Source organism: Pseudomonas persica, from assembly GCF_900291015.1.
Classification (GTDB): domain Bacteria; phylum Pseudomonadota; class Gammaproteobacteria; order Pseudomonadales; family Pseudomonadaceae; genus Aquipseudomonas.
The window spans coordinates 76,364-100,400 of the sequence record NZ_OLKL01000048.1 but is presented as its reverse complement, the minus strand read 5'-3'; the positions used below and the strand labels follow the sequence as shown (position 1 = coordinate 100,400).

At 64.3% G+C, this 24,037-nt stretch carries 21 protein-coding genes; 16 read left to right on the top strand and 5 right to left on the bottom strand.

Going from position 1 to position 24,037, the window contains the following annotated elements; genetic code table 11:
• Nucleotides 1–21 precede the first annotated feature (21 nt).
• The 3 genes from asd to FQ664_RS23315 are packed head-to-tail and all read right to left on the bottom strand — an operon-like array spanning nucleotide 22 to nucleotide 3,284.
• Complete coding sequence (gene asd, locus FQ664_RS23325; protein ID WP_144175184.1) at nucleotides 22–885, bottom strand: archaetidylserine decarboxylase; 864 nt, start codon at nucleotides 883–885, stop codon at nucleotides 22–24.
• Nucleotides 886–894: 9 nt separating this feature from the next.
• The gene (locus FQ664_RS23320; protein ID WP_144175182.1) at nucleotides 895–1,704 is read right to left on the bottom strand and encodes a rhodanese-like domain-containing protein; all 810 of its coding nucleotides are present in this window, start codon (nucleotides 1,702–1,704) and stop codon (nucleotides 895–897) included.
• 44 nt (nucleotides 1,705–1,748) lie between these two features.
• On the bottom strand, nucleotides 1,749–3,284 hold the full coding sequence (locus FQ664_RS23315) for an HDOD domain-containing protein (protein WP_144175180.1): 1,536 nt from the start codon (nucleotides 3,282–3,284) through the stop codon (nucleotides 1,749–1,751).
• Nucleotides 3,285–3,414: 130 nt separating this feature from the next.
• On the opposite strand from FQ664_RS23315, the gene motA reads away from it, so the two are divergent.
• Both motA and motB read left to right on the top strand, forming a co-directional pair.
• A complete protein-coding gene (gene motA, locus FQ664_RS23310) occupies nucleotides 3,415–4,266 on the top strand; it encodes a flagellar motor stator protein MotA (protein WP_015272014.1) in 852 nt (283 codons plus the stop codon).
• Nucleotides 4,267–4,269: 3 nt separating this feature from the next.
• The gene (motB, locus tag FQ664_RS23305; protein ID WP_144175178.1) at nucleotides 4,270–5,274 is read left to right on the top strand and encodes a flagellar motor protein MotB; all 1,005 of its coding nucleotides are present in this window, start codon (nucleotides 4,270–4,272) and stop codon (nucleotides 5,272–5,274) included.
• A gap of 217 nt (nucleotides 5,275–5,491) precedes the next feature.
• Here the strand turns inward: motB and rsgA are convergent, their stop codons facing one another.
• A complete protein-coding gene (rsgA, locus tag FQ664_RS23300; protein ID WP_144175177.1) occupies nucleotides 5,492–6,523 on the bottom strand; it encodes a small ribosomal subunit biogenesis GTPase RsgA in 1,032 nt (343 codons plus the stop codon).
• A 143-nt stretch (nucleotides 6,524–6,666) separates the two neighbouring features.
• On the opposite strand from rsgA, the gene orn reads away from it, so the two are divergent.
• A complete protein-coding gene (orn, locus tag FQ664_RS23295; RefSeq protein ID WP_013974443.1) occupies nucleotides 6,667–7,209 on the top strand; it encodes an oligoribonuclease in 543 nt (180 codons plus the stop codon).
• 100 nt (nucleotides 7,210–7,309) lie between these two features.
• Nucleotides 7,310–7,921 (top strand): trimeric intracellular cation channel family protein, encoded by a 612-nt coding sequence (locus tag FQ664_RS23290; protein ID WP_063911932.1) that lies wholly within the window; start codon nucleotides 7,310–7,312, stop codon nucleotides 7,919–7,921.
• Nucleotides 7,922–8,225: 304 nt separating this feature from the next.
• Here the strand turns inward: FQ664_RS23290 and queG are convergent, their stop codons facing one another.
• The gene (gene queG, locus FQ664_RS23280; RefSeq protein ID WP_144175176.1) at nucleotides 8,226–9,290 is read right to left on the bottom strand and encodes a tRNA epoxyqueuosine(34) reductase QueG; all 1,065 of its coding nucleotides are present in this window, start codon (nucleotides 9,288–9,290) and stop codon (nucleotides 8,226–8,228) included.
• A gap of 65 nt (nucleotides 9,291–9,355) precedes the next feature.
• Between queG and FQ664_RS23275 the strand changes: the two genes are divergently transcribed.
• From FQ664_RS23275 to FQ664_RS23220, 12 genes are all read left to right on the top strand, one after another.
• Nucleotides 9,356–10,216: an NAD(P)H-hydrate dehydratase gene (locus FQ664_RS23275; RefSeq protein ID WP_144175175.1), complete on the top strand. Its 861-nt coding sequence runs from the start codon at nucleotides 9,356–9,358 to the stop codon at nucleotides 10,214–10,216.
• On the top strand, nucleotides 10,204–10,677 hold the full coding sequence (gene tsaE / locus FQ664_RS23270; RefSeq protein ID WP_144175174.1) for a tRNA (adenosine(37)-N6)-threonylcarbamoyltransferase complex ATPase subunit type 1 TsaE: 474 nt from the start codon (nucleotides 10,204–10,206) through the stop codon (nucleotides 10,675–10,677). The genes FQ664_RS23275 and tsaE overlap by 13 nt, the downstream gene beginning before the upstream one ends.
• A gap of 11 nt (nucleotides 10,678–10,688) precedes the next feature.
• On the top strand, nucleotides 10,689–12,119 hold the full coding sequence (locus FQ664_RS23265; protein WP_144175173.1) for an N-acetylmuramoyl-L-alanine amidase: 1,431 nt from the start codon (nucleotides 10,689–10,691) through the stop codon (nucleotides 12,117–12,119).
• Nucleotides 12,116–14,014 carry a DNA mismatch repair endonuclease MutL gene (gene mutL / locus FQ664_RS23260; RefSeq protein WP_144175172.1) on the top strand — a complete coding sequence of 633 codons (1,899 nt, stop codon included), beginning with the start codon at nucleotides 12,116–12,118 and terminating at the stop codon, nucleotides 14,012–14,014. Before FQ664_RS23265 ends, mutL begins: the two co-directional genes overlap by 4 nt.
• 1 nt (nucleotide 14,015) lies before the next feature.
• Nucleotides 14,016–14,987, top strand: coding sequence for a tRNA (adenosine(37)-N6)-dimethylallyltransferase MiaA (miaA, locus tag FQ664_RS23255; protein WP_144175170.1), 972 nt, complete (start codon nucleotides 14,016–14,018; stop codon nucleotides 14,985–14,987).
• Between the two features lie 94 nt (nucleotides 14,988–15,081).
• On the top strand, nucleotides 15,082–15,342 hold the full coding sequence (gene hfq, locus FQ664_RS23250) for an RNA chaperone Hfq (protein WP_114170563.1): 261 nt from the start codon (nucleotides 15,082–15,084) through the stop codon (nucleotides 15,340–15,342).
• A gap of 12 nt (nucleotides 15,343–15,354) precedes the next feature.
• Nucleotides 15,355–16,656 carry a ribosome rescue GTPase HflX gene (gene hflX, locus FQ664_RS23245; protein ID WP_144175168.1) on the top strand — a complete coding sequence of 434 codons (1,302 nt, stop codon included), beginning with the start codon at nucleotides 15,355–15,357 and terminating at the stop codon, nucleotides 16,654–16,656.
• Nucleotides 16,657–16,752: 96 nt separating this feature from the next.
• Nucleotides 16,753–17,931, top strand: coding sequence for an FtsH protease activity modulator HflK (gene hflK / locus FQ664_RS23240; protein ID WP_144175166.1), 1,179 nt, complete (start codon nucleotides 16,753–16,755; stop codon nucleotides 17,929–17,931).
• Nucleotides 17,931–18,800, top strand: coding sequence for a protease modulator HflC (gene hflC / locus FQ664_RS23235; RefSeq protein WP_144175165.1), 870 nt, complete (start codon nucleotides 17,931–17,933; stop codon nucleotides 18,798–18,800). The genes hflK and hflC overlap by 1 nt, the downstream gene beginning before the upstream one ends.
• A gap of 300 nt (nucleotides 18,801–19,100) precedes the next feature.
• Nucleotides 19,101–20,288: an ATP phosphoribosyltransferase regulatory subunit gene (locus tag FQ664_RS23230; RefSeq protein ID WP_144175163.1), complete on the top strand. Its 1,188-nt coding sequence runs from the start codon at nucleotides 19,101–19,103 to the stop codon at nucleotides 20,286–20,288.
• 56 nt (nucleotides 20,289–20,344) lie between these two features.
• Entirely contained in the window at nucleotides 20,345–21,637 is a 1,293-nt protein-coding gene (locus FQ664_RS23225; RefSeq protein WP_063911922.1) for an adenylosuccinate synthase, read from the top strand.
• Between the two features lie 296 nt (nucleotides 21,638–21,933).
• A complete protein-coding gene (locus FQ664_RS23220; RefSeq protein ID WP_144175161.1) occupies nucleotides 21,934–23,868 on the top strand; it encodes a methyl-accepting chemotaxis protein in 1,935 nt (644 codons plus the stop codon).
• Nucleotides 23,869–24,037: the final 169 nt, after the last annotated feature.

Genomic DNA, 24,037 nt, shown 5'->3' with positions numbered 1-24,037 from the left:
GGTCTTTCTCATGCTGCTGAATCAAGCCTGCACGGGCGCTGCCAATTGCTGGCCCATGCGCACAGCAGAACCAGCCCCCAGGCTTTCAGCCCACTTCACCTGCTCCGGCCCGAACAGCACGATAGCGGTCGAACCCAACTTGAAGCGGCCCAGTTCGGCACCTTTCTCCAGGTGGATCGGCGCGCGGCTGGCTTCGTCGTAACGGAAGGTCTTCAGCTCACGCTTGGGCGGCGTCACCAGCCCGGCCCACACGGTTTCGATCGAAGCGACGATCATCGCGCCAACCAGCACCACGGCCATCGGCCCGCGCTCGGTATCGAACAGGCAGACCACGCGCTCGTTGCGGGCGAACAGCTCGGGGACGTTCTCTGCGGTGGTCTGGTTGACCGAGAACAGGCGGCCCGGCACGTAGACCATTTCACGCAGGGTGCCGGCCAGTGGCATGTGCACGCGGTGGTAGTCCTTGGGCGACAGGTAGATGGTGGCGAACTCGCCGCCCATGAACGGCGCGGCCATGGCCGGGTCACCGCCTAGCAGCTCCTGCGCGCTGAAACCGTGACCCTTGGCCTGGAAGATGCGGCCGTGCTCGATCGGGCCAAGCTGGCTGACGGCGCCGTCGGCCGGGCACAGGATGGCGCCTGGGGTCTCGTCCAGCGGGCGGGCACCCGGCTTCAGGGCGCGGGTGAAGAATGCATTGAAGTGCTCGTAGGCGCTCAGGTCTTCGACCAGGGCTTCGGCCATGTTCACCTGGTAGCGCTTGGCGAACCAGGCGGTGAAGGCGTTCTTGAACCAGCGCATGCGGCACTCGGCGATGCAGCCGGCCAGCCGCGACAGCAGGTGGTGCGGCAGCAGGTACTGGCTGATGATGAACAAACGGGATTTCATGCAGGTTCCTTAGACTTCTACAGGCGTGTCCGGGTGGTTGCCCCATTCGCTCCACGAGCCGGCATAGGCCTTGACGCGTGGGTAGCCGAGGGCTTTGGCCACCAGGTAGGTAAAACCGGAGCGGCGGTGTGACTGGCAGTGGGTGATCACTTCCTTGTCTGGGGTGATCCCCAGGCTCTTCAGGACTTCGGCGATGTCGGGGCGGATGCGCAGGTGGTCGTTGAGGTCCATGCCGGCGGTCCACTCGAAGTTGATCGCGCCGGGAATATGGCCGCCCCTGGCTGCCAGCACTTTCTCGCCGCGGAATTCCTGCGGGCCACGCGCGTCCCAGATGACCAGGTCGTCGGCGCCCAGCCGGCTTTGCAGGTACTCGCGGGTGGCGGTGGGCGCACTGTCGATGCGCAGGCGCACCGGGGTGTTGCCGCTGGCGGGCACTTCGGTGGAGAGCTTGTCGGCCGGCCAGGCCTGGATGCCGCCATTGAGGTAGTGGTAACGCTTGTGGCCGATCACGTCGAGCAGCCAGATGAAGCGCCCGGCCCAGCCGCCGCCTTCATCGTCATACACCACATACACGGCGTCGTCGCGGTGGCCGAGTTCGCTGAACAGTTTTTCCAGCTCGCCCAGGGCCGGCAGCAGGCCGGGCGCGGGGGGCTGGCCGAGCTGGGTACGCTTGCCTTCGACGAAGCGTGCGCCGGGGATATGCCCGCTGACATAGCGGTTGGCGCTGCTCAGGTCGACCAGGATCAGCTGTGGCGAATCCAGACGTGGCAACAGGTCCGCGGCTTCGATCACCAGGGGCAGGCCGGAAAAGTCAGTCATCCACGGTCTCCAGTGTGGAAAGAGGGGCGATTGTAGCGCAAGGCTCAGGCCTTGCGGTTGGCAAACACCGACAGTGCCCGCTCGGTGCATTGTGCGGTCTTGCCGAAGGCTTGCACGCTGACATCGGCCAAAGGCCGGCAGCCCTGGTCGGCCACCATCAGCATCAGCACCTGGTCGTTCACCGCCAGCGAGCGCAGCAACACGTGCTCGCTACGGAACAAGGCGCGCAGCGGGGCCGGCAGCAGGGCCGAGAACTGGCTGTGGTTTTCCGGGGTTATGCGCAATTGCCCGGCCTGGGCCAGCAGCTTTTTCAGCAATTTGTTCTGCGACACCTGCAGGACCAGGGCCCCGGCCTCCTTGGGCAGGCCGGCGAGGTGCTGCACACGCAGGTGGTCGCTGGCCTTGTCCAGGCTCAACAGCAGTATGCGCTGCATGCCGCAGGCCAGCAGGGCCTCGAGGGCCTGGGTGGCCAGGTGCACGGTGTTGGTGAACGGGCTGGGCTGGGCCAGCAGGTGCTGGCACAGCTTGCGCCAGCGTGCCAGGTCGTCGCTGCTGGGCGCTGGCGGTGCCAGCATGTCCGGGTGCGGACGACGCTGGTGCCAGGGCCAGATCAATGCTTCGGCCGGGTGGAACAGGGCATGCTGGGCATGGCGGCGGGCGCTGGCTGCAGCCTGCTGGTGCACCTGCTGCTGCACGTCTTCCAGCGAGGTCTGCAGGTACAGCGCAGTCAGTAGTTGCCAGCGCAGCAGGTGCGGGTTGTCCCAACCCACCTGTGCCGCCAGGGCCAGGTTGTTGGCCAGCAGTACGGTGTTGGCCGGCTGGTTGAACCAGCGGCGCAGGCCGGGCTCGGCATCCAGGCGGTGTTGCTGGCTGAGCAGGTCCTGGTCGCGGGCGATATTGAGCACCTGGGCCAGTTGGTCGCGCTCTTCCAGCAGCAGGCGGTAACCCTGGGTCACCCATTGTGGCAGGCGCCAGTACTCCGCCATGGTCTGGCACAGCGCCATGATGCGTACGCCAAACAGCTCTTCCTCGACTTGGGCGGCATCTTCGCCCTTGTGGATAACCCGCAGCTCCCAGGTGTCGAGCAGCTTGGGGTAGGCCAGCGCCAGCGGCCAGAGTGGCGACAGGAACAGCAGGCTGCCCCAGTGGATTTCCTGCCACAGCCGTGCCAGACGGCTGGCGAACAGGCCGTTGGCCTGCTGCGAAGCGTGCTGGCTGATCAGCTGGAATTGGCACAGTACCGGCGGGATCTCTTCGACGGGCACCGCTGGCAGGCGCTTGAGCAGCTGTTCGCTGCGCTCCAGGCCCAGGCGGTTGAGGGCGACTTCCAGGCTTTCGGCGGGCTCTGCCAGGCTGGCATTGGTGGGGTGATTGGCTTCGCGCATCACCGACAGCACCAGTGCCGGGCTATCCTGCATCAGTTCGGCGATATCGCGCAGCGAGCGGCGGCTATCGTGGATGGCGGCCATGACCCGGTCGTAGCTGTGCTTCGGCACGGGGATGCGAACACTCTCGAGCAGCTTTACCCAGGCCTCTAACGTACGTGGAGCCTGAGCGGGCACCTTGGTTTCATTTGGCATTTTGACATCAGTCCGAACTGGCTTTTCGCAATGAGTGGCTATAGTCTGGCGCAGTTCTGCCGATAAGTAGAAGAAGAGTTTTAAAGCTCCCGCCTCTTCCCCTGACCACGACAGCAAGTGCTTTGAACCTATGGCTAAAATTATCGGCATCATCGTCGTATTCGCGAGCGTGCTCGGCGGATACGTGCTCTCCCACGGCAAAATCGCGGCGCTGATCCAGCCGTTCGAGGTACTGATCATCGGCGGTGCGGCCTTTGGTGCATTCCTGCAGGCCAACCCTGGCCACATGACCATGCACGTCATCAAGAAGTCGATGAAGATGTTCGGTTCGCGCTTCACTCACGCCTTCTACCTGGAAGTGCTGGGCCTGGTGTACGAGATCCTCAACAAAAGCCGTCGTGAAGGCATGATGGCCATCGAGGCCGATATCGAGGACGCCGCCGCCAGCCCGATCTTCGCCAAGTACCCGACGGTGCTGGCCGATGAGCGCATGACCGCGTTCGTCTGCGACTACCTGCGCATCATGTCCACCGGCAATATGGCCCCGCACGAGCTCGAGGGGCTGTTCGACATGGAACTGCTGAGCATGAAGGAAGAGCTGGAGCACCCCTCCCATGCGGTGACCGGCATCGCCGACGGCATGCCCGGCTTCGGTATCGTCGCGGCGGTATTGGGTATCGTGGTGACCATGGCCTCGCTCGGCGATGGTGACCAGGCCTCCATCGGCCTCCATGTGGGTGCGGCGCTGGTGGGTACCTTCTTCGGTATTCTGGCGGCCTACGGCTTCTTCGGCCCGTTGGCCAAGTGCCTGGAGCACGATGCCAAGGAAGAGCTGAACCTCTACGAATCGATCAAGGCTTCGCTGGTGGCCTCGGCCTCGGGCATGCCGCCTTCGCTGGCGGTCGAGTTCGGGCGCAAGGTGCTGTACCCCAAGCATCGCCCAAGCTTCGCCGAGCTGGAACAAGCGGTTCGCGGTCGCTGAGTCATGGAGAACAATCAGCCCATCATCGTCAAGCGCGTCAAGCGCTATGGCGGCGGCCACCACGGTGGCGCCTGGAAAATCGCCTTCGCCGACTTCGCCACGGCGATGATGGCGTTCTTCCTGGTGCTGTGGCTGTTGTCCACCGCCACGCCAGAACAGAAGATCGCCATTGCCGGTTACTTCAAGGACCCGATCGGCTTCTCGGAAAGCGGTACGCCCTACGTCATCGACCTGGGTGGCTCGCCGGAGCTGGCGCCGGAAAAGACCATCAACCCCGAAGCCAAGTCGGAGCCGACGCCTGATACCAGCATCCAGCTGGACAAGGATCAGGTGGAGACCATGGCCGAGCAGGTCGAGCGTGAGCGCCTGGAGTTGCTGCTGCAGGAACTGCAGAACAAGGTGGAAGAGAATCCGCAGCTGCAGAAGTTCAAGGACCAGATCCTGTTCGAGATCACCCAGGACGGCCTGCGCATCCAGATCATGGACGCCGAGAACCGGCCGATGTTCGACATTGGCAGCGCGCGCCTGCAGCCGTACTTCGAGGACATTCTGCTGGCCATGGCCGACACCATCAAGGCGGTGCCGAACAAGATCAGTATCAGCGGCCACACTGACGCCAAGCCCTACGCCGGCAGTGGCGAGTTCGGCAACTGGGAGCTGTCGGCCAACCGTGCCAACGCCGCGCGCCGTGCGCTGGTGGCCGGCGGCTACCCGGATGGCCAGGTGGCTCGGGTGGTGGGTTACGCCTCGTCGTCGCTGTTCGACCGCAAGAACCCGTTCAACCCGGTCAACCGCCGCATCGATATCATCGTGCTGACCAAGAAGGCCCAGCGCGACATCGAAGGTGAGCAGGGTACGCCGGACGCACCGGCTGCAGCGCCAGCCGCTGCGGCACCGGCTGTGCCAGCGGAGACCGAGCAGGCACCTATGCAGCCACGCGAGCTGCGCCAGAAGCTGAACATCTTCGAGGAAGGGGCACTGAAGATGGATGAGGCCAAGGAACAGTAAGCCCGGCACGGTCCTGGCAGTCTTCGCTTAAAAGCTGATATCTGGGGCCGCGTTGCGGCCCATCGCCGGCAAGCCAGCTCCCACAGGTACAGCGCAGACCTCGAGAATTACGCGGTCCCTGTGGGAGCTGGCTTGCCGGCGATGGGCTGCAAGGCAGCCCCGGTAAAGCTTAGGGTAAACCCGCTCCTGCAGGATATGCACTGCCCTTGAAGAGATGTCAGTAACTGTCTTCCGGCAGGCTGGCGATGATCGAGCGATAGCTGTTCATGCGCTGCGGTTTGATGCGCCCTTCATCCAGCGCCTTGAGCAGCGCACAGCCCGGTTCGCGATCATGCTTGCAGTCGCGGAAGCGGCAGGTGCCGAACAGGTCGCGGAACTCGATGAAGCCATCCTCCACATCACTGCGGCTGACGTGACCCAGGCCGAACTCGCGGATGCCCGGTGAGTCGATCAGGTCGCCACCATTGGGGAAGTGGTACAACCGCGCGGTGGTGGTGGTGTGGGTGCCCTGGCCAGACCATTCCGACAGGTCGCCGACGCGGGTGTCGGCGTCGGGCAGCAGGCTGTTGACCAGCGACGACTTGCCCACCCCCGACTGGCCGACGAACACGCTGATGTGGCCGTCGAGCATCTGTTGCAGGCGTTGCATGCCGTCACCGTGGTGCGCCGAGACCTCCAGCAGCGGGTAACCCAGCTCGCGGTAAACCTCCAGCAGCGCATGCAGGCCAGGGCCGTTCTCGTCGTTGACCAGGTCGGCCTTGTTCAGCAGCAGCAGCGGGCGAATGCCGGCGTGCTCCGCCGCCACCAGGTAACGGTCGATCAGGTTGGGGTGCGGTTCGGGCGCGGGGGCGAAGACGATCACGATCAGGTCGACGTTGGCCGCCACCGGCTTCAGCTGGCCGTGGTTGTTCGGCCGGCACAGCTCGGTGCTGCGCGGCATCTGCGCGACGATCACGCCAATGCCCTGGTTGCCCGCGCGCCATACCACGCGGTCGCCGGTAACCAGCGCTGGCAGGTTGGCGCGCAAGTGGCAGCGGAACACCTGGCCCGCGGCTTCGCCGTCCTGGGCTTCCACTTCCACCTGCACACCGAAGTGCGCAATCACCAGGCCCAGCTGCTCCGGCCCCAGGTCGCCACCTTCCAGTTCCTGCAGTGCGTGCTGTTCGCGTTTGGCCGCACGCGCGGCGCGCTCGTTCTGGATTTTTTCGATGCGCCAGTTCTGGCGACGATTGAGCTGGCGTTTGGCCATGAAGGTTCCGTGCGTGTGGGCAGGTTGAAAACGGCAGGCAGTTTAGCACGCCAGCCGCCGGACCATTTCGCTTACCTTCGTGGCGTGAATGGGCGTGCCTTGGCCACTACGCTACTATGACGGCCTACACGAGGAGCCCCCGCATGCAAAACCCACAGAACCTGATCTGGATCGACCTGGAAATGACCGGCCTGGATCCGGACAGCGACGTCATCATCGAGATGGCCACCATCGTCACCGACAGCGAGCTGAACACCCTGGCCGAAGGGCCGGTGATCGCTATCCACCACAGTGACGAAGTGCTGGCGCGCATGGACGAGTGGAACACCCGCACCCATGGCGCTTCTGGCCTGACCCAGCGCGTACGCGAAAGCAAGGTCGACATGGCCGAAGCCGAGGCGCAGACCATTGCGTTTCTCGAGCAGTGGGTGCCGAAAGGCAAATCGCCGATCTGCGGCAACAGCATTTGCCAGGACCGCCGCTTCCTCTACCGCCACATGCGCAACCTGGAAAACTACTTCCACTACCGCAACCTGGATGTCTCGACCCTCAAGGAGCTGGCTGCACGCTGGGCGCCTGACGTGCGTGACAGCTTCAAGAAGGGCAACACCCACCTGGCACTGGACGACATCCGCGAATCGATCGCCGAGCTGCGCCACTATCGCGAGCACTTCATCAAGGTGTGAGCCGAAAGGGCGCAGATATTGTATCTGCGCCCCCTTTTGGTGCCAGGGGCAACTGGTTAGACTGCGCGCCTTTCTCGCACGCCCGAACGGACCCCGCACCATGTTGTTGATGCTCTACCTCATCGCCATCACCGCCGAAGCCATGACCGGTGCGTTGTCTGCCGGCCGCCGCGGCATGGATTGGTTCGGCGTGGTGCTGATTGCCTGCGTCACCGCCCTGGGTGGCGGCTCGGTGCGCGACGTGCTGCTCGGGCATTACCCACTGACCTGGGTGAAGCACCCGGAGTATCTGGTACTGACCAGCTGTGCGGCGCTGCTGACCATTTTCATCGCGCCGATGATGCGCCGCCTGCGCTCGCTGTTCCTGGTGCTCGATGCCCTGGGGCTGGTGGCCTTTACCCTGATTGGCTGCATGACCGCGCTGGAGATGGGGCAGGGCATGCTGGTGGCGTCGATCAGCGGGGTGATCACCGGGGTATTTGGCGGGATCTTGCGGGATATCTTCTGTAACGACATTCCCCTGGTGTTCCGCCGCGAGCTGTACGCCAGCGTGTCCTTCGCCGCGGCGTGGTTCTATCTGGGGTGTGTGTACTTCAAGGTGCCGGCGGAGCAGGCGATGCTGCTGACCTTGTTTGGCGGGTTTCTGTTGCGGTTGCTGGCGATCCGGTTCCACTGGGAAATGCCCAAGTTCCATTACAACGACCAGCAATAGCCTTGATGCAATCCCTGTGGGAGCTGGCCCAGCCCTTTGGGCTGCGCTGTCGCATAGAGAACTGAATTCGCAAGCGGTCCGTGCATCCTGTGGGAGCGGCTTTAGCCGCGAAGAATCCAACGCGGTGCATGGCACCGGCTGCGCCGGTGTTCGCGGCTAAAGCCGCTCCCACAGGGGCCCTGCTAATTCAACGAGTTATGTGCAGTTCTATGAGAGCGGGTTCACTCGCGAACACGGGCGTAGCCCGTGCCATCCACCGCGGTGGCTTCTTCGCGGGTAAACCCGCTCCCACAGAGGCTTGTGGCTACGAAATGCCGTGCTGCCTCAGCGCCCACTCCACATGCTCCCTCACCAGCTCTGACGCATCCTCGCGTCGCGCCTTCAGCGCTTCGATCACCGGGATCGTCGAAGGCGCATTGCCCAACCCTACCGCCAGGTTGCGCAACCAGCGCTCATACCCGGCCCGGCGCAACGGCCCGCCTTCGGTCTTGCGCAGGAAGGTCCTTTCATCCCACAGGAACATCTCCGCCAACTCGGCATTCTCCAGCCCGTGCCGTGGCTGGAAGTCCTGTTCCTGGCTGTGCCTGGCAAAGCGGTTCCATGGGCAGACGATCTGGCAGTCATCGCAACCGAACACCCGGTTGCCCATCTTCGAACGCAACTCGACAGGGATCGGCCCGCGCAGTTCGATAGTCAGGTACGAGATGCAACGCCGCGCATCCAGCACATAAGGCCCGACGAACGCCTGGGTCGGGCAGATGTCCAGACAAGCCTGGCAACGCCCGCAATGTTCGCTGGTGGTGGCTGCGTCCACCGGCAGCGGCAGGTCGACGAACAGCTCGGCGAGGAAGAAGTAGCTGCCCGCCTTGCGGTTGAGCAGCAGGGTGTTCTTGCCGATCCAGCCCAGCCCGGCCTGCTCGGCCAGGGCCTTTTCCAGCACCGGAGCGCTGTCGACGAAGGCGCGGTAACCGAACGGGCCGATGGCTTCCTGAATGCGATCGGCCAGGAACTGCACGCGTTTGCGCACCAGTTTGTGGTAATCCCGGCCCAGGGCGTAGCGTGACACGTAGGCCTTTTCCGGTTGTGCCAGGCGCTGCGCCATCTGCGTGTCGCCTGGCAGGTAGTCCATGCGCAGCGATACCACGCGCACCGTGCCGGGGATCAACTGCTCTGGGTGCGCGCGCTTGCTGCCGTGGGCGCCCAGGTAATCCATCTCGCCCTGATAGCCAGCCTCGAGCCAGCGCTGCAGGTGGTGTTCGTGTTCGCCAAGGTCGACCCCGGCGATGCCGACGTGGGCAAAACCGAGTTCTTGGCCCCAAATCTTGATCGATTGGGCCAGTTGGGCGAGGTCAGGCGTACAGGTGGACATTGATGGGCAAGGCAATACGGGCTCAGGTGCGTATAATTCTGCCAGACATTGGAGCCTTTGACCCCATGCCGCAGACCAAACAACCCAGCCATACCCCACAACTGCTCAGCAGCGTGACTGTCGCGCACCTGCCGGCGCGGCATGCGCATGCCCATAAAGGCGACTTCGGCCATGTGCTGGTGGTCGGTGGCGACCTCGGTACCGGTGGTGCCGTGCTGCTTAGTGCCGAAGCCGCCCTGCGCTGTGGCGCCGGGCTGGTCAGCGTGGCGACCCGGCCCGAGCATGTGGCCGCCAGCCTGGCACGGCTGCCCGAGGTCATGTGCCTGGGCGCCAGTTCGGCCAACCAGCTGATGGGCGTGCTGGAGCGCGCATCGGTGCTGGTGGTCGGCCCCGGTCTGGGCCAGGCAGCCTGGGGCCGCAGCCTGCTGTCGGCGGTGGCCAATGCCGAGCGCCCGCAGGTGTGGGACGCCGATGCCCTGAACTTGCTGGCGCGCACCCCGCTGGCCCTGCCCAGTGGCAGCATCCTGACCCCGCACCCGGGGGAGGCGGCGCGGCTGCTGGGTGTTTCCACCGAGGCGGTGCAGGCTGACCGCCCGGGCGCCGCGCGCAAGCTGGCGCGCCGTTACAACAGCGTCTGCGTGCTCAAAGGGGCCGGCACTCTGGTAGCCGACCCGGCCGGGCAACTGCTGCTGTGCGAACGTGGCCACCCGGCCATGGCCGGTGCCGGCCTGGGCGATGTGCTGACTGGCGTGCTGGCGGCGCTGCTGGCCCAGGGCCTGGATGCCTGGCATGCCGCGGGTCTGGGGGTATGGCTGCACGCCTGTGCCGGCGAGCGCCTCGGCGTTAAAGGTAGAGGCCTGGCCGCCAGCGATCTGGCACCGGTCATTCGTGAGTTGTTGGAGGAGCATTCTGCGTGTCTGGCTTAAACCTGTTTCTGGCCGATGAAGCGGCCACGGTCAAATTCGGCGCACGACTGGCCGAGGTGACCGGCGGTCATGGCGTGATTTTTCTGGAAGGTGACCTGGGCGCGGGTAAAACCACCCTGTCGCGTGGCCTGATTCGTGGCCTGGGCCATACTGGTGCAGTGAAAAGCCCGACCTTCACCGTGGTCGAGCCTTACGAAATCGGTGAGGTGCGGGCGTTCCATTTCGACCTGTATCGCCTGGTCGATCCGGAAGAGCTGGAGTTCATGGGCATTCGTGACTATTTCGAGGGCGACCCGCTGTGCCTGTTCGAGTGGCCAGAAAAGGGTGCGGGCGTTTTGCCAAAGCCCGACCTGACCATTACCATACGCCCCCAAGCGGGCGGACGCTCGCTGATCCTTTCGCCGCAGGGGGCTCGCGGCGAGGCCTGGTGCGTGGCACTGGCCGAACACTATAAACAGTAAGTGGGGTAGGTATGCGCATACGCGCACTGGTCGCCATCGTTGGGCTGCTGCTGACAACGGTGACCGTTGACGCTCTGGCCGTCACTCAAGTCAAGAGCATGCGCCTGTGGCGCGCGCCCGATAACACGCGGCTGGTCTTCGACCTGTCTGGCCCCGTGCAGCACAGCGTCTTCACCCTGAGTGCACCTGATCGCCTGGTGATCGACATCAATGGCGCGACCTTGGCTGCACCACTGAACGTGGCTACCGCCAATACGCCGATCAGCAGCGTGCGTTCGGCCCAGCGCACCCCGACCGACCTGCGCGTGGTGGTCGACCTGAAAAAGTCGGTCACCCCCAAGAGCTTCACCCTGGCGCCCAATGCCCAGTATGGCAACCGCCTGGTGGTCGATCTGTACGACCAGGAAGCCGACGCCATCGCGGCCAGCGCGCCGCCCCCGACACCGGCTCCGGTACCAACGCCTGCAACCACTCCGGCAGTGCCGGTGACCCCGGCCCAGCCCGCCATCAAGCTGCCGCCGGTACCCAACGGCAAGCGTGACATCGTGGTTGCCATCGACGCCGGCCACGGCGGCGAAGACCCGGGTGCGTCCGGTTCGCGTGGCCAGCACGAAAAAGACATCGTGTTGCAGATCGCCAAGGAACTGCAGCGCCAGATCAACAGCGAAAAAGGCTTCCGGGCCGAGCTGACCCGTACCGGCGACTACTTCATCCCGCTGCGCAAGCGCACGGAAATCGCCCGCAAGAAGGGCGCCGACCTGTTCATCTCGATCCATGCCGACGCCGCGCCGTCCCGCGCCGCCTTTGGCGCTTCGGTGTTCGCGCTGTCCGACCGCGGCGCCACCTCCGAGACCGCGCGCTGGCTGGCCGACACGGAAAACCGTTCCGACCTGATCGGTGGTGCCGGTAACGTCAGCCTCGACGACAAGGACCGCATGCTGGCCGGCGTGTTGCTCGACCTGTCGATGACGGCCACGCTCAGCTCCAGCCTCAATGTCGGGCAGAAGGTGCTGGGCAACATGGGCCGCATTACCTCGCTGCACAAACAACGGGTGGAGCAGGCCGGTTTCATGGTGCTGAAGTCGCCGGATATTCCATCGATCCTCGTTGAAACCGGGTTCATCTCGAACAACAACGAAGCCGCCAAGCTGGCCACCGCCAGCCATCAGCAGGCCTTGGCACGTTCTATCCACACCGGTGTGCGCCAGTACTTCCAGCAGAACCCGCCGCCTGGCACCTACATCGCCTGGCTGCGCGACACCGGCAAGATCGCCGCTGGCCCGCGTGAGCACACGGTACGCCCTGGCGAGACCCTGGCGATGCTCGCTGTGCGCTATCAGGTCAGCGTGACCAGCCTGCGCAGCACCAACAGCCTCAAGACCGATGAGCTGAAGGTCGGCCAGCGCCTCGATATCCCTGCTACCACATTGGCCTCGCAATGAGTGGTGGTTCGCGCATCCAGTTGCTCAGCCCGCGGCTGGCCAACCAGATTGCCGCCGGCGAGGTTGTCGAGCGGCCGGCCTCTGTCGCCAAGGAGTTGCTGGAGAACAGCCTGGACTCCGGCGCCCGGCGTATCGACGTGGAAGTGGAGCAGGGCGGCGTCAAGCTGCTGCGGGTGCGTGACGATGGCAGCGGCATTTCCGCCGACGACCTGCCGCTGGCCCTGGCCCGTCACGCCACCAGCAAGATCCGCGAGCTGGAAGACCTCGAAGGGGTATTGAGCCTGGGCTTCCGGGGTGAGGCCCTGGCCTCGATCAGCTCGGTGGCACGCCTGACCCTGACCTCGCGTACCGCCAGCGCAAGCGAGGCCTGGCAGGTGGAAACCGAAGGCCGCGACATGACCCCGCGGGTACAGCCGGCGGCGCACCCGGTGGGTACTTCGGTGGAAGTGCGCGATCTGTTCTTCAACACCCCGGCCCGGCGCAAGTTCCTCAAGGCCGAGAAAACCGAATTCGATCACCTGCAGGAAGTGATCCGGCGCCTGGCGCTGGCGCGCTTCGATGTCGGCTTCCACCTGCGCCACAACGGCAAGAGCATCCTCAGCCTGCACGAGGCCCACGATGAAACTGCCCGTGCGCGGCGAGTGGGCGCCATCTGTGGCCCGGGCTTCATGGAGCAGGCGCTGCCGATCGACGTGGAGCGCAACGGCCTGCGCCTGTGGGGCTGGGTCGGCCTGCCTACCTTCTCGCGCAGCCAGGCAGACCTGCAGTACTTCTTCGTCAACGGCCGTGCGGTGCGCGACAAGCTGGTCGCCCACGCCGTGCGCCAGGCCTACCGCGACGTGCTGTTCAATGGCCGGCACCCGACCTTCGTGCTGTTCCTGGAGCTGGAGCCCAACGGCGTCGACGTCAACGTGCACCCTACTAAGCACGAAGTGCGTTTCCGTGAGGGGCGCTCGGTGCACGATTTCCTGTATGGCACCTTGCATCGCGCCTTGGCCGATGTGCGCCCGGAAGACCAGGTGGCTGCGCCTGCCGCAGTGCCCGAGATGGTCCGCGCCACGGGCCAGCAGGCCGGCGAGTTCGGCCCCCAGGGCGAGATGCGCCTGGCCTCGCCGGTGCTTGAGCAGCCGCGTGCCCCGCAACAGTCGTTTTCCAATGGCGGCAGTGGCGCGGGTTACCAATACCAGTACACCCCGCGTCCCTCGCAGGCGCTGCCGGCTGCCGAGGCGCAAGCGGTGTATCGCGAGTTTTACAAGCCGCTGGATGAAGGTGCGGCGCCGACGACAGCGTTGCCCGAAAGCCAGGGTGACATCCCCCCGCTGGGCTACGCGCTGGCGCAGCTCAAGGGTATCTACATCCTGGCCGAGAACGCTATCGGCCTGGTGTTGGTAGACATGCACGCCGCTCACGAGCGCATCATGTACGAGCGCTTGAAGGTGGCCATGGCCAGCGAAGGCCTCAGCGGCCAGCCGCTGCTGGTGCCCGAGACCCTGGCCTTGAGCCAGCGTGAAGCAGACTGCGCCGAAGAGCACGCGCAGTGGTTCCAGCGGCTGGGCTTCGAACTGCAGCGCCTGGGCCCCGAGACCCTGGCGATCCGCCAGATCCCTGCCTTGCTCAAGCAGGCCGAGGCCAACCGCCTGGTGCAGGATGTGCTCGCCGACCTGATGGAATACGGTACCAGCGACCGTATCCAGGCGCACCTCAACGAGTTGCTCGGCACCATGGCCTGCCACGGCGCCGTGCGCGCCAACCGGCGCTTGGCGATCCCCGAGATGAACGCCCTGCTGCGTGACATGGAGAACACCGAGCGCAGCGGTCAGTGCAACCATGGTCGCCCCACCTGGACCCAGATGGGCCTGGACGATCTGGACAAACTCTTCCTGCGCGGTCGATGAAATGAGCGGCAAGCCCCCTGCAATATTCCTGATGGGCCCGACGGCGGCCGGTAAAACCGACCTGGCCATCGAACTGACCAAGGTTTTGCCGTGCGAGCTGATCAGCGTCGACTCGGCGCTGGTCTACCGCGGCATGGACATTGGTTCGGCCAAACCGTCAAAAGAAATCCTCGCTGCCCACCCGCACCGGTTGATCGATATTCGCGACCCGGCCGAAAGCTATTCGGCTGCGCAGTTCCGTGCCGATGCCCTGGAGGCCATGGCCGAGATCACCGCGCGCGGCAAGATCCCGCTGCTGGTAGGCGGCACCATGCTCTACTACAAGGCGTTGATCGATGGCCTGGCCGACATGCCGGCGGCCGATGCCGCGGTGCGTGCCGAACTGGAGGCCCAGGCCGAAGCGCTGGGCCTGGCCGAGTTGCACCGCCAGTTGGCCGAGGTTGACCCCGAGTCGGCGGCACGTATCCACCCCAACGACCCGCAGCGACTGATCCGGGCACTGGAAGTGTACCGGGTGAGTGGCGAGAGCATGACAGCACATCGGCAACGTCAATTCGCGGAAAGTCGCGGCGCAGACGCAGGCGCTGGCGGACATTTGCCCTATACTGTCGCGAGTTTGGCGATTGCTCCTACAGATCGTCACATTTTGCATCAGCGAATTGCGTTACGATTTTCACAGATGCTGGAACAGGGCTTCGTCGACGAGGTCCGATCGCTGCGAGCCAGAAGTGACTTGCACGCCGGGCTGCCGTCTATACGGGCAGTGGGGTATCGGCAGGTCTGGGACTACCTGGACGGCAGGCTGAATGAGAATGAGATGCGTGAGCGCGGTATCATTGCCACCAGGCAGCTGGCCAAACGGCAGTTCACCTGGTTGCGTGGCTGGCCTGAAGTACACTGGCTCGACAGCCTGGCCTGCGACAATCTGTCCCGCACCTTGAAATACCTTGGGGCCATCTCCATATTGAGCTGAGTCCCTGCTGATTGCCGTCTATTCTTGCGAAGGGGCGGCCTAATTTATCGATTTTCTTGATTTTCTATTATTTATCCTTACAGGAGTGCGGCATATGTCAAAAGGGCATTCGCTACAAGACCCTTACTTGAACACCTTGAGAAAAGAAAAGGTCCCGGTATCCATTTACCTGGTCAACGGCATCAAGCTGCAGGGGTCGATCGAGTCCTTCGACCAGTTCGTGGTACTGCTGAAGAACACCGTCAGCCAGATGGTCTACAAGCACGCCATTTCGACCGTGGTTCCTGCCCGTCCGGTTCGCCTGCCAAGCCCGTCCGATGCCGAGCACGGCGACAGCGAGCCAGGCAACGCCTGATAGGAGCCTGCATTGTTCTTTGAGCGCCACGGTGGTGGTGAGCGGGCGTTGCTCGTTCACTTGGAAGGTCAGAACCCTGAGGCGCGCGAAGACCCGCAGGAGTTCCAGGAGTTGGCATTGTCGGCCGGTGCCGACATCGTCTCGCTGGTCACGGTGACAAGGCATCAGCCTTCCGCCAAATACCTGATTGGCAGTGGCAAGGTCGAAGAGTTGCACGACCTGGTCCATGCCGAACAGGTAGATCTGGTGATTTTCAATCACACCCTCACGCCCAGTCAGGAGCGCAACCTCGAACGCGTGTTCGAATGTCGTGTGCTCGACCGTACCGGGCTGATCCTCGATATCTTCGCCCAACGGGCGCGTACCCATGAAGGCAAGCTGCAGGTCGAACTGGCCCAGCTCGAGCACATGAGCACGCGGCTGGTGCGCGGCTGGACCCACCTTGAGCGACAGAAGGGTGGTATCGGCCTGCGCGGCCCGGGTGAAACCCAGCTGGAAACCGACCGCCGCCTGTTGCGGGTGCGCATTCGCCAGATCAAGTCACGTCTGGAGAAGGTGCGCAGCCAGCGCGAGCAGGCGCGCCGTGGGCGCAAACGCGCGGATATCCCGTCGGTGTCGCTGGTGGGTTATACCAACGCCGGCAAGTCCACGCTGTTCAACGCCCTGACCGAATCCGAGGTATATGCCGCGGATCAGTTGTTCGCCACCCTCGACCCGACCCTGCGCCGGCTCGAACTGAACGACCTGGGGCCGATCGTGCTGGCCGACACCGTGGGCTTCATTCGCCACCTGCCGCACAAGCTGGTCGAGGCATTTCGGGCTACGCTCGAAGAGTCGAGCAACTCCGACTTGTTGCTGCATGTGATCGATGCCCATGAGCCAGAGCGTATGGAGCAGATCGAGCAGGTGCTGGCGGTGTTGGGCGAGATTGGTGCCGAAGGGTTGCCGATCCTCGAGGTGTATAACAAACTCGACCTGCTCGAAGATGTCGAGCCGCAGATCCAGCGCAATGCCGATGGCAAGCCGGAACGGGTCTGGGTGTCGGCACGCGATGGGCGTGGCCTGGAGCTGGTCGGCCAGGCGATTGCCGAGTTGCTGGGGGATGATCTGTTTGTCGGTACCCTGTGTCTGGAGCAGCGTTTTGCCCGCTTGCGCGCGCAATTCTTTGCCTTGGGTGCCGTGCAGAGTGAAGAGCATGATGAAGAAGGGCGCAGCCTGCTGAGCGTGCGACTGCCCATGGTCGAACTGAATCGCCTAGTCAGCCGCGAAGGCATGGAGCCGCAAGTGTTTGTCGAGCAACACACTTTGCAATAAATGCTCGTCGAGGTCGCCGGGCAGCAGTGACAGGCATTCTGTAGCATTGGACGGCGCGCCGTGGGCGCGTCTTTGCTTTATCAGATGGAGAGCGCTATGGCTTGGAACGAGCCGGGTGGCAACTCGAACAATCAGGATCCCTGGGGCGGTCGCCGGAATGGCGGTGGCGGCGGTGGGGACAAGAAAGGTCCACCAGACCTGGACGAGGCCTTCCGCAAATTGCAGGACAGCCTGAACGGCATGTTCGGCAGTGGCAAGAAACGTGGCGGCGGTGACCGCAATGTCGGCAAGGGCGGTGGCCTGGGCCTGCTGGGCATCGGCCTGGCGGTACTGGCTGCGATCTGGCTGTACAGCGCCGTGTACGTGGTCGACGAGCAGGAGCAGGCGGTGGTGCTGCGCTTCGGCAAGTACTATGAGACGGTCGGTCCCGGCCTGAACATCTACTTCCCGCCGATCGATCGCAAGTACATGGAGAACGTCACGCGCGAGCGTGCCTATACCAAACAGGGCCAGATGCTGACCGAAGACGAGAACATCGTCGAGGTACCGCTGACCGTCCAGTACAAGATCAGCAACCTGCAGGACTTCGTGCTCAACGTCGACCAACCTGAGGTCAGCCTGCAGCACGCAACCGACAGTGCCCTGCGCCACGTGGTGGGTTCCACCTCGATGGACCAGGTGCTGACCGAAGGCCGCGAGCAGATGGCCGTGGATATCCGCGAACGCCTGCAGCGCTTCCTCGACACCTACCGCACCGGTATCAGCGTTACCCAGGTCAACGTGCAGAGCGCGGCAGCCCCGCGTGAAGTGCAGGAAGCCTTCGACGACGTGATCCGTGCCCGCGAAGACGAGCAGCGTGCCCGCAACCAGGCCGAGTCCTACGCCAATGGCGTGGTGCCGGAAGCCCGTGGTCAGGCCCAGCGCATCATCGAGGACGCCAACGGTTACCGCGACGAAGTCATCGCCCGCGCCAAGGGTGAGGCCGACCGCTTCACCAAGCTGGTCGCCGAGTATCGCAAGGCACCTGACATAACCCGACAGCGCCTGTACCTGGAGACCATGCAAGAGGTCTACAGCAATTCGAGCAAGGTCATGGTGGCGACCAAGGACGGGCAGAACAACCTGCTCTACCTGCCGCTGGACAAGATGGTCGAAGGCAGCCGCAACCCGGCCGCGCCGACCAGCGTGTCGCCATCGGTCAACGATGCGGCCGCCCGTGCGGCGCAGGACCTGCAACAGCAACAGCAGCCGCTGCGCACTAGGGAGAGCCGCTGATGAGCAACAGATCGCTGATCGCCCTGATCGCCGCCGTGGTCCTGGCCATCGTGGCCTGGAACAGCTTCTACATCGTGTCCCAGACCGAGCGTGCGGTATTGCTGCGCTTCGGTAAGGTAGTCCAGGCGGATGTCCAGCCGGGCATGCACGTGAAGATTCCGTACGTGAACCAGGTGCGCAAGTTCGACGCCCGCCTGATGACCCTCGACGCCCCGACCCAGCGGTTCCTGACCCTGGAGAAGAAAGCGGTGATGGTCGACGCCTACGCCAAGTGGCGCGTCAAGGACGCCGAACGCTTCTACACCGCCACGTCCGGCATGAAGCAGATCGCCGACGAGCGCCTGTCGCGTCGTCTGGAAAGCGGCCTGCGTGACCAGTTCGGTAAACGTACCCTGCACGAAGTGGTTTCCGGTGAACGTGACGCGCTGATGGCTGACATCACTGCATCGCTGAACCGCATGGCCGCCAAGGAGCTGGGCATCGAGGTGGTCGACGTGCGCGTCAAGGCCATCGACCTGCCGAAGGAAGTCAACCGCAGCGTGTTCGACCGCATGAGTACCGAGCGTGAGCGTGAAGCCCGCGAGCATCGCGCCAAGGGTAACGAGCTGGCTGAAGGTATCCGTGCCGATGCCGACCGTCAGCGCCGCGTATTGCTGGCTGAGGCCTATCGCGAAGCAGAGGAAACCCGCGGTGACGGCGACGCCCAGGCGGCCGCCATCTACGCCAAGGCCTACACCCAGGACGCTGATTTCTACGCGTTCCACCGTAGCCTGCAGGCGTACCGCGAGAGCTTCTCGAGCAAGAGCGACGTGCTGGTCCTGGACCCGAAGAACGAGTTCTTCCGCTTCCTGGACAAGAGCAAACCGTGATGCTCAGGCCCTGATTTCCATGCAGCGGCGCCCCGCCTGGCAGCTAAAACACCAGGCGGGGTGCATCCTGAATGAAAAGGGGTGTATGATGAGGCAGCCGGGAAATTTCCCGGCTTTTTTGCGTCTGCAGGTTGATTGGCAAGCCGCCAGTTGACGATTTGCTCAGGTCGCAAGGCAATTCGAGGGTGTCGTGTACGGTGGCTGCGCTGGGATCAGTGCTGCCCGCTGCTGTGCGCGATACCGGCTTTACTGACGGCTCGCCTGCTGGCAAGCCGCCCGGACCAGAGGGGAAATGGCGTAATGGCAACGGTAGACCGCTGGCTGCTGCCAGATGGCATCGAGGAAGTACTGCCACCTGAGGCTGCGCGCATCGAGATCGCGCGCCGCCAGGTGTTGGACCTGTTCCAGAGTTGGGGCTACGAACTGGTCGTCACCCCGCATATCGAGTACCTGGAGTCGCTGCTTACCGGCGCCGGCCAGGACCTGGATCAGCGCACCTTCAAGGTTGTGGACCCGCAGTCCGGCCGCCTGATGGGCTTCCGTGCCGACTTCACCCCGCAGGTGGCGCGCATCGACGCCCACACCCTGCGCCGTGAAGGCCCGAGCCGCCTGTGCTATGCCGGTAGCGTGCTGCACGCCCAGCCGCGGGCCCTGTCCACCTCGCGCAGCCCGATCCAGCTGGGCGCCGAACTGTACGGCGACGCCAGCCCCACCAGTGATGTCGAGGTCATCAGCCTGATGCTCGCCACGCTGCAACTGACCGATGTGCCCGATGTGCACATGGACCTTGGCCATGTCGGTATCTACCGCGGTCTGGCCCGTGCTGCCGGCCTGTCCGGTGCGGTCGAGCAGCAGCTGTTCGACGCCCTGCAGCGCAAGGCCGTGGATGAAGTACAGGCGCTGACCGCCGACCTGCCGAAGGACCTGGGCAACATGCTGCGCGCGCTGGTCGAGCTGTGCGGCGGCCGCGAAGTCCTGGCCGAAGCCCGCGTGCGCCTGGGTCGTGCCCCGGCCAGCGTGCTGGCGGCGCTGGACGACCTGCTGGCGATCGCCGATCGCCTGGCGTCGCGCTTCCCGGACCTGCCGCTGTACTTCGACCTCGGCGAGCTGCGCGGTTACCACTATCACACGGGTGTGGTGTTCGCCGTGTTCGTGCCGGGCGAAGGTCAGTCGATCGCCCAGGGCGGGCGCTATGACGACATCGGCGCCGACTTTGGCCGGGCCCGCCCGGCCACCGGTTTCTCCACGGATTTGAAGACCCTGGTCACACTGGGGCGAGCGGAGGTCGTATTGCCAACTGGCGGCATCTGGATGCCGGACAGTGGTGACGCGGCCCTCTGGCAGCAAGTCTGCCAGTTGCGCAACGAGGGCCAGCGTGTGGTCCAGGCCCTGCCTGGCCAGCCGTTGAGTGCTGCTCTCGAGGCGGATTGTGATCGGCAATTGATTCAGCAAGACGGGCGCTGGCAGGTTCTGCCGCTGGCCCAGTGAGTTTCTGCGCCGGCAGTAGGCCGGCAACCAAGTTTGCGTGAATGAGGACCAATGTAATGGGTAAGAATGTCGTCGTCCTGGGCACCCAGTGGGGTGATGAGGGCAAAGGCAAGATCGTCGATCTGCTGACCGAACATGCTGCCGCCGTAGTGCGCTACCAGGGTGGCCACAACGCGGGTCACACCCTGGTGATCAACGGTGAAAAGACCGTTCTGCACCTGATTCCGTCCGGTATCCTGCGTGAAGGCGTACAGTGCCTGATCGGCAACGGCGTGGTCGTTGCCCCGGATGCCCTGATGCGTGAAATCACCAAGCTGGAAGAGAAGGGCGTACCGGTGCGCGAGCGCCTGCGCATCAGCCCGGCTGCGCCGCTGATCCTGTCGTACCACGTTGCCCTGGACCAGGCCCGCGAAAAAGCTCGTGGCGAAGCCAAGATCGGCACCACTGGCCGTGGTATCGGCCCAGCCTACGAAGACAAGGTCGCACGCCGCGGCCTGCGCGTGGGCGACCTGTTCCACCGCGAGCGTTTCGCCGCCAAGCTGGGTGAGCTGCTGGACTACCACAACTTCCAGCTGGTGAACTACTACAAAGAACCGGCCATCGACTTCCAGCAGACCCTGGACGAATGCATGGCCTACGCCGAACAGCTCAAGCCGATGATGCTCGACGTCACCGCCGAGCTGCACAACCTGCGTCGTGCCGGCAAGGACATCATGTTCGAAGGTGCCCAGGGCTCGCTGCTGGACATCGACCACGGTACCTACCCGTACGTCACCAGCTCCAACACCACCGCTGGCGGTATCTCCACCGGTTCCGGCGTTGGCCCGATGTACCTGGACTACATCCTGGGTATCACCAAGGCCTACACCACTCGTGTGGGGTCCGGTCCATTCCCGACCGAACTGTTCGACGAGACTGGTGCCACCCTGGCCAAGCGCGGCCATGAGTTCGGCTCCACCACCGGCCGTGCGCGCCGTTGCGGCTGGTTCGACGCCGTCATCCTGCGCCGCGCCATCGACGTCAACAGCATCTCCGGCATCTGCCTGACCAAGCTGGACGTACTGGACGGCCTGGAAACCATCAACATCTGCGTTGGCTACAAGAACGAGAACGGTGCCGTCATCGACGCGCCTTCCGATGCCGACAGCTACATCGGCCTGGAGCCGGTGTACGAAGAGATGCCAGGCTGGAGCGAATCGACCCTGGGCGTGAAGACCCTGGAAGAACTGCCAGCCAACGCTCGCGCCTACATCAAGCGCATCGAAGCGCTGATCGGCGCGCCGATCGACATCATCTCCACCGGCCCGGACCGCAACGAGACCATCGTGCTGCGCCATCCGTTCGCCTGATCTGCCTTCCAGGCTGATCTGACGCCGTGGCCCTGAAAGGGGCTGCGGCGTTTTCATTTGTGGGGTATGCCTGTCCCGGCCCTTTCGCGGGTAAACCCGCTCCCACAGGTACTGCACAGTCCTCAGAACCTGCGCGGTCCATGTGGGAGCGGGTTCACCCGCGAAGAGGCCCGTGCGGGCAACCTCATTGCTAGACCTTGGCGCATTTCCCTGCTGCCTCCGGCACAACCCTTGCTGTAAGAAGTTTCTGACGATGCCATCAAAGTAGTGGCGCCAGAAAACACGAGGGTTACACCGTGTCTGCAATCCTTTCACTGTTACGAAGCCGCCTTTTGCGGCCTGTGTTTGTTGCCCTTGGTATCGCGCTTTTGGTGCAGGTACTGGTCGCCGTTGCGCTCACTCGCAGCACGGTCACCGCCCTGGAGGCCGACCTGGGCGAACGCCTGGGCAATGACAGCCGCCAACTTGCCGGTGAACTGGAGCAGGCCGGGCAGGATGTGCGCTCGGGCCTCGATGGTCTCTCCAGCAGCACCCGCCAGCGCCTGAGCGCAGGCTTGTCGGCACGCCTGCAAAGCGAGCAGCAGCAACTGCGTAGCACGCTGGAAAAGAACCTCAAGGACTCTGCCAACGACATGGCCCAGTTGCTGGCTTCGGTCGCCCCACGGGCGATCTGGGATAACGACGTGCCGGTGCTCTCCGACTTCGCCCGCCGTGCCCAGCGCAACCCCAACGTGCTGTTCGTGGTCTACGACGACGCTCAGGGTCAGCACCTGACCCGCTACCTGAACCGGCAAAACCCGATCAACCAGGCATTGATGGACAAGGGCCAGGGCGAGCGTGCGCTCGACAAGGTGATCGACGCGGCCCGGCGCGACCCGGCGGTGTACTTCGTCGAGGCTTCGATCAACCCCAATGGCGCGGAAATCGGCAAGGTGGTGATGGGCGTTTCCACGGCCGGCATCGACCAGGAACTCAAGGCCCTCGACCAGCGCTTCGCGGCCCTGATCGCCAGCGGCGAGCAACTGGTCGGCGACAGCCTGGTCGGTGCTGCAGCCGATAGTGGCAAGACTTTGCGCGAGCGCCTGGAAAAGGCGCAGGGCAGCGCTGCTGCGATGCAGGCCAATACCGCGCAGACCGTGCGCGATGCGGCTGGCGAGCTGCGTTGGCGCATCGGCCTGGGCCTGGTGCTGGTTGGCCTCGGTGTACTGCTGGTGGTGGCCGTGGTGCTTGGTCGTCGGGTGCTGAGCAAGCTGCGCCTGCTGATTGCCGCCCTCGACGACCTGGCGGCCGGCGAAGGCGACCTGACCAAACGCGTGCCTCTCGACAGCCGCGACGAAATTGGCGACATGGCTTCGGCGGTGAACCGTTTTGTCGACAAGCTGCAACCCATCGTGCGCGAGGCGGGCGAGGTGGCGCAGCGCACCGGCGTGGAGATTGGCGCGATGGCCCAGCGTAATGCCGGTGCCGATGCTGCCGCCGCGCTGCAGCGCGATGAAGTGGCGGCCAGCCTGCGCGATCTGTCGAGCATGGCCGACGAGGCCCAGGCTGAAAGCCACGCGATGCAGGCAGCCCTGCAGCAGGTGGTGGATATCCGCCAGGCGACCGACGAAAACAGCCGCACCTCGACCCAGCTCGCCGGTTTGATCGAGAACCTGGCCGGGCAGGTGGATGCCGGCTCCCAGGTGATCGAGCGTCTGGCCAAGCAGAGCGAGCAGATCGAAGTGGTGCTGACGGTCATTCATGGCATTGCCGAGCAGACCAACCTGCTGGCCTTGAACGCGGCCATCGAGGCGGCCCGGGCCGGTGAGACCGGGCGCGGGTTTGCCGTGGTGGCCGATGAGGTGCGGGCGCTGGCGAGCAAGACGCAAAGCTCCACCGGGGATATCCAGGCGCATATCGCTGCGTTGCAGAAAGGCGCGAAAGAAGCTGTAGCGACCATTAGCCAGGCCGGGCTCAAGGCCAGCGAAGGGCTGCTGGTGCTGCGTGACAACGAGCGCCGCCAGCAGTCGGTGCAGGCAGCGGTGGAGCAGGTGCATGCGGCCATCGGCCTGGCTACCCGTGCCGCCGAGCAGCAGGCGAGCGGGGCGCAAGCGGTACGTGGGCGGGTGGAAACCATCCATGCCCAGGCCGAACGCTCGGCTGAAGTGGTGATGCAGACCACGGCCAGCAGCAAGGTGCTGGATGAGCTGGCGGCGCAGCTACGGGCGAGCCTGGGCCAATTCAGGGCATAGAAATTCGCAAGCGAATCGCAATCCCTGTGGGGGCGGGTTCACCCGCGAAGAAGACGGCGCGGTGGATGGCACCGGCTCCGCCGGTGTTCGCGGGTTAACCCGCTCCCACAGGACAAGTGCAAGCTTCTGCACTTGTGCAAGGCCATCGAGTTTTGGCGGGACAGTATTG

Bases quoted from the DNA above. Each gene is read 5' to 3' on its own strand.
- motA (WP_015272014.1), top strand. From the start codon at position 3,415: ATGGCTAAAATTATCGGCATCATCGTCGTATTCGCGAGCGTGCTCGGC.
- FQ664_RS23320 (WP_144175182.1), bottom strand. From the start codon at position 1,704: ATGACTGACTTTTCCGGCCTGCCCCTGGTGATCGAAGCCGCGGACCTG.
- miaA (WP_144175170.1), top strand. From the start codon at position 14,016: ATGAGCGGCAAGCCCCCTGCAATATTCCTGATGGGCCCGACGGCGGCC.
- FQ664_RS23275 (WP_144175175.1), top strand. From the start codon at position 9,356: ATGCCGCAGACCAAACAACCCAGCCATACCCCACAACTGCTCAGCAGC.
- FQ664_RS23265 (WP_144175173.1), top strand. From the start codon at position 10,689: ATGCGCATACGCGCACTGGTCGCCATCGTTGGGCTGCTGCTGACAACG.
- hfq (WP_114170563.1), top strand. From the start codon at position 15,082: ATGTCAAAAGGGCATTCGCTACAAGACCCTTACTTGAACACCTTGAGA.
- FQ664_RS23225 (WP_063911922.1), top strand. From the start codon at position 20,345: ATGGGTAAGAATGTCGTCGTCCTGGGCACCCAGTGGGGTGATGAGGGC.
- asd (WP_144175184.1), bottom strand. From the start codon at position 885: ATGAAATCCCGTTTGTTCATCATCAGCCAGTACCTGCTGCCGCACCAC.
- orn (WP_013974443.1), top strand. From the start codon at position 6,667: ATGCAAAACCCACAGAACCTGATCTGGATCGACCTGGAAATGACCGGC.
- FQ664_RS23315 (WP_144175180.1), bottom strand. From the start codon at position 3,284: ATGCCAAATGAAACCAAGGTGCCCGCTCAGGCTCCACGTACGTTAGAG.
- motB (WP_144175178.1), top strand. From the start codon at position 4,270: ATGGAGAACAATCAGCCCATCATCGTCAAGCGCGTCAAGCGCTATGGC.
- FQ664_RS23230 (WP_144175163.1), top strand. From the start codon at position 19,101: ATGGCAACGGTAGACCGCTGGCTGCTGCCAGATGGCATCGAGGAAGTA.
- hflK (WP_144175166.1), top strand. From the start codon at position 16,753: ATGGCTTGGAACGAGCCGGGTGGCAACTCGAACAATCAGGATCCCTGG.
- hflC (WP_144175165.1), top strand. From the start codon at position 17,931: ATGAGCAACAGATCGCTGATCGCCCTGATCGCCGCCGTGGTCCTGGCC.
- rsgA (WP_144175177.1), bottom strand. From the start codon at position 6,523: ATGGCCAAACGCCAGCTCAATCGTCGCCAGAACTGGCGCATCGAAAAA.
- mutL (WP_144175172.1), top strand. From the start codon at position 12,116: ATGAGTGGTGGTTCGCGCATCCAGTTGCTCAGCCCGCGGCTGGCCAAC.
- queG (WP_144175176.1), bottom strand. From the start codon at position 9,290: ATGTCCACCTGTACGCCTGACCTCGCCCAACTGGCCCAATCGATCAAG.
- FQ664_RS23290 (WP_063911932.1), top strand. From the start codon at position 7,310: ATGTTGTTGATGCTCTACCTCATCGCCATCACCGCCGAAGCCATGACC.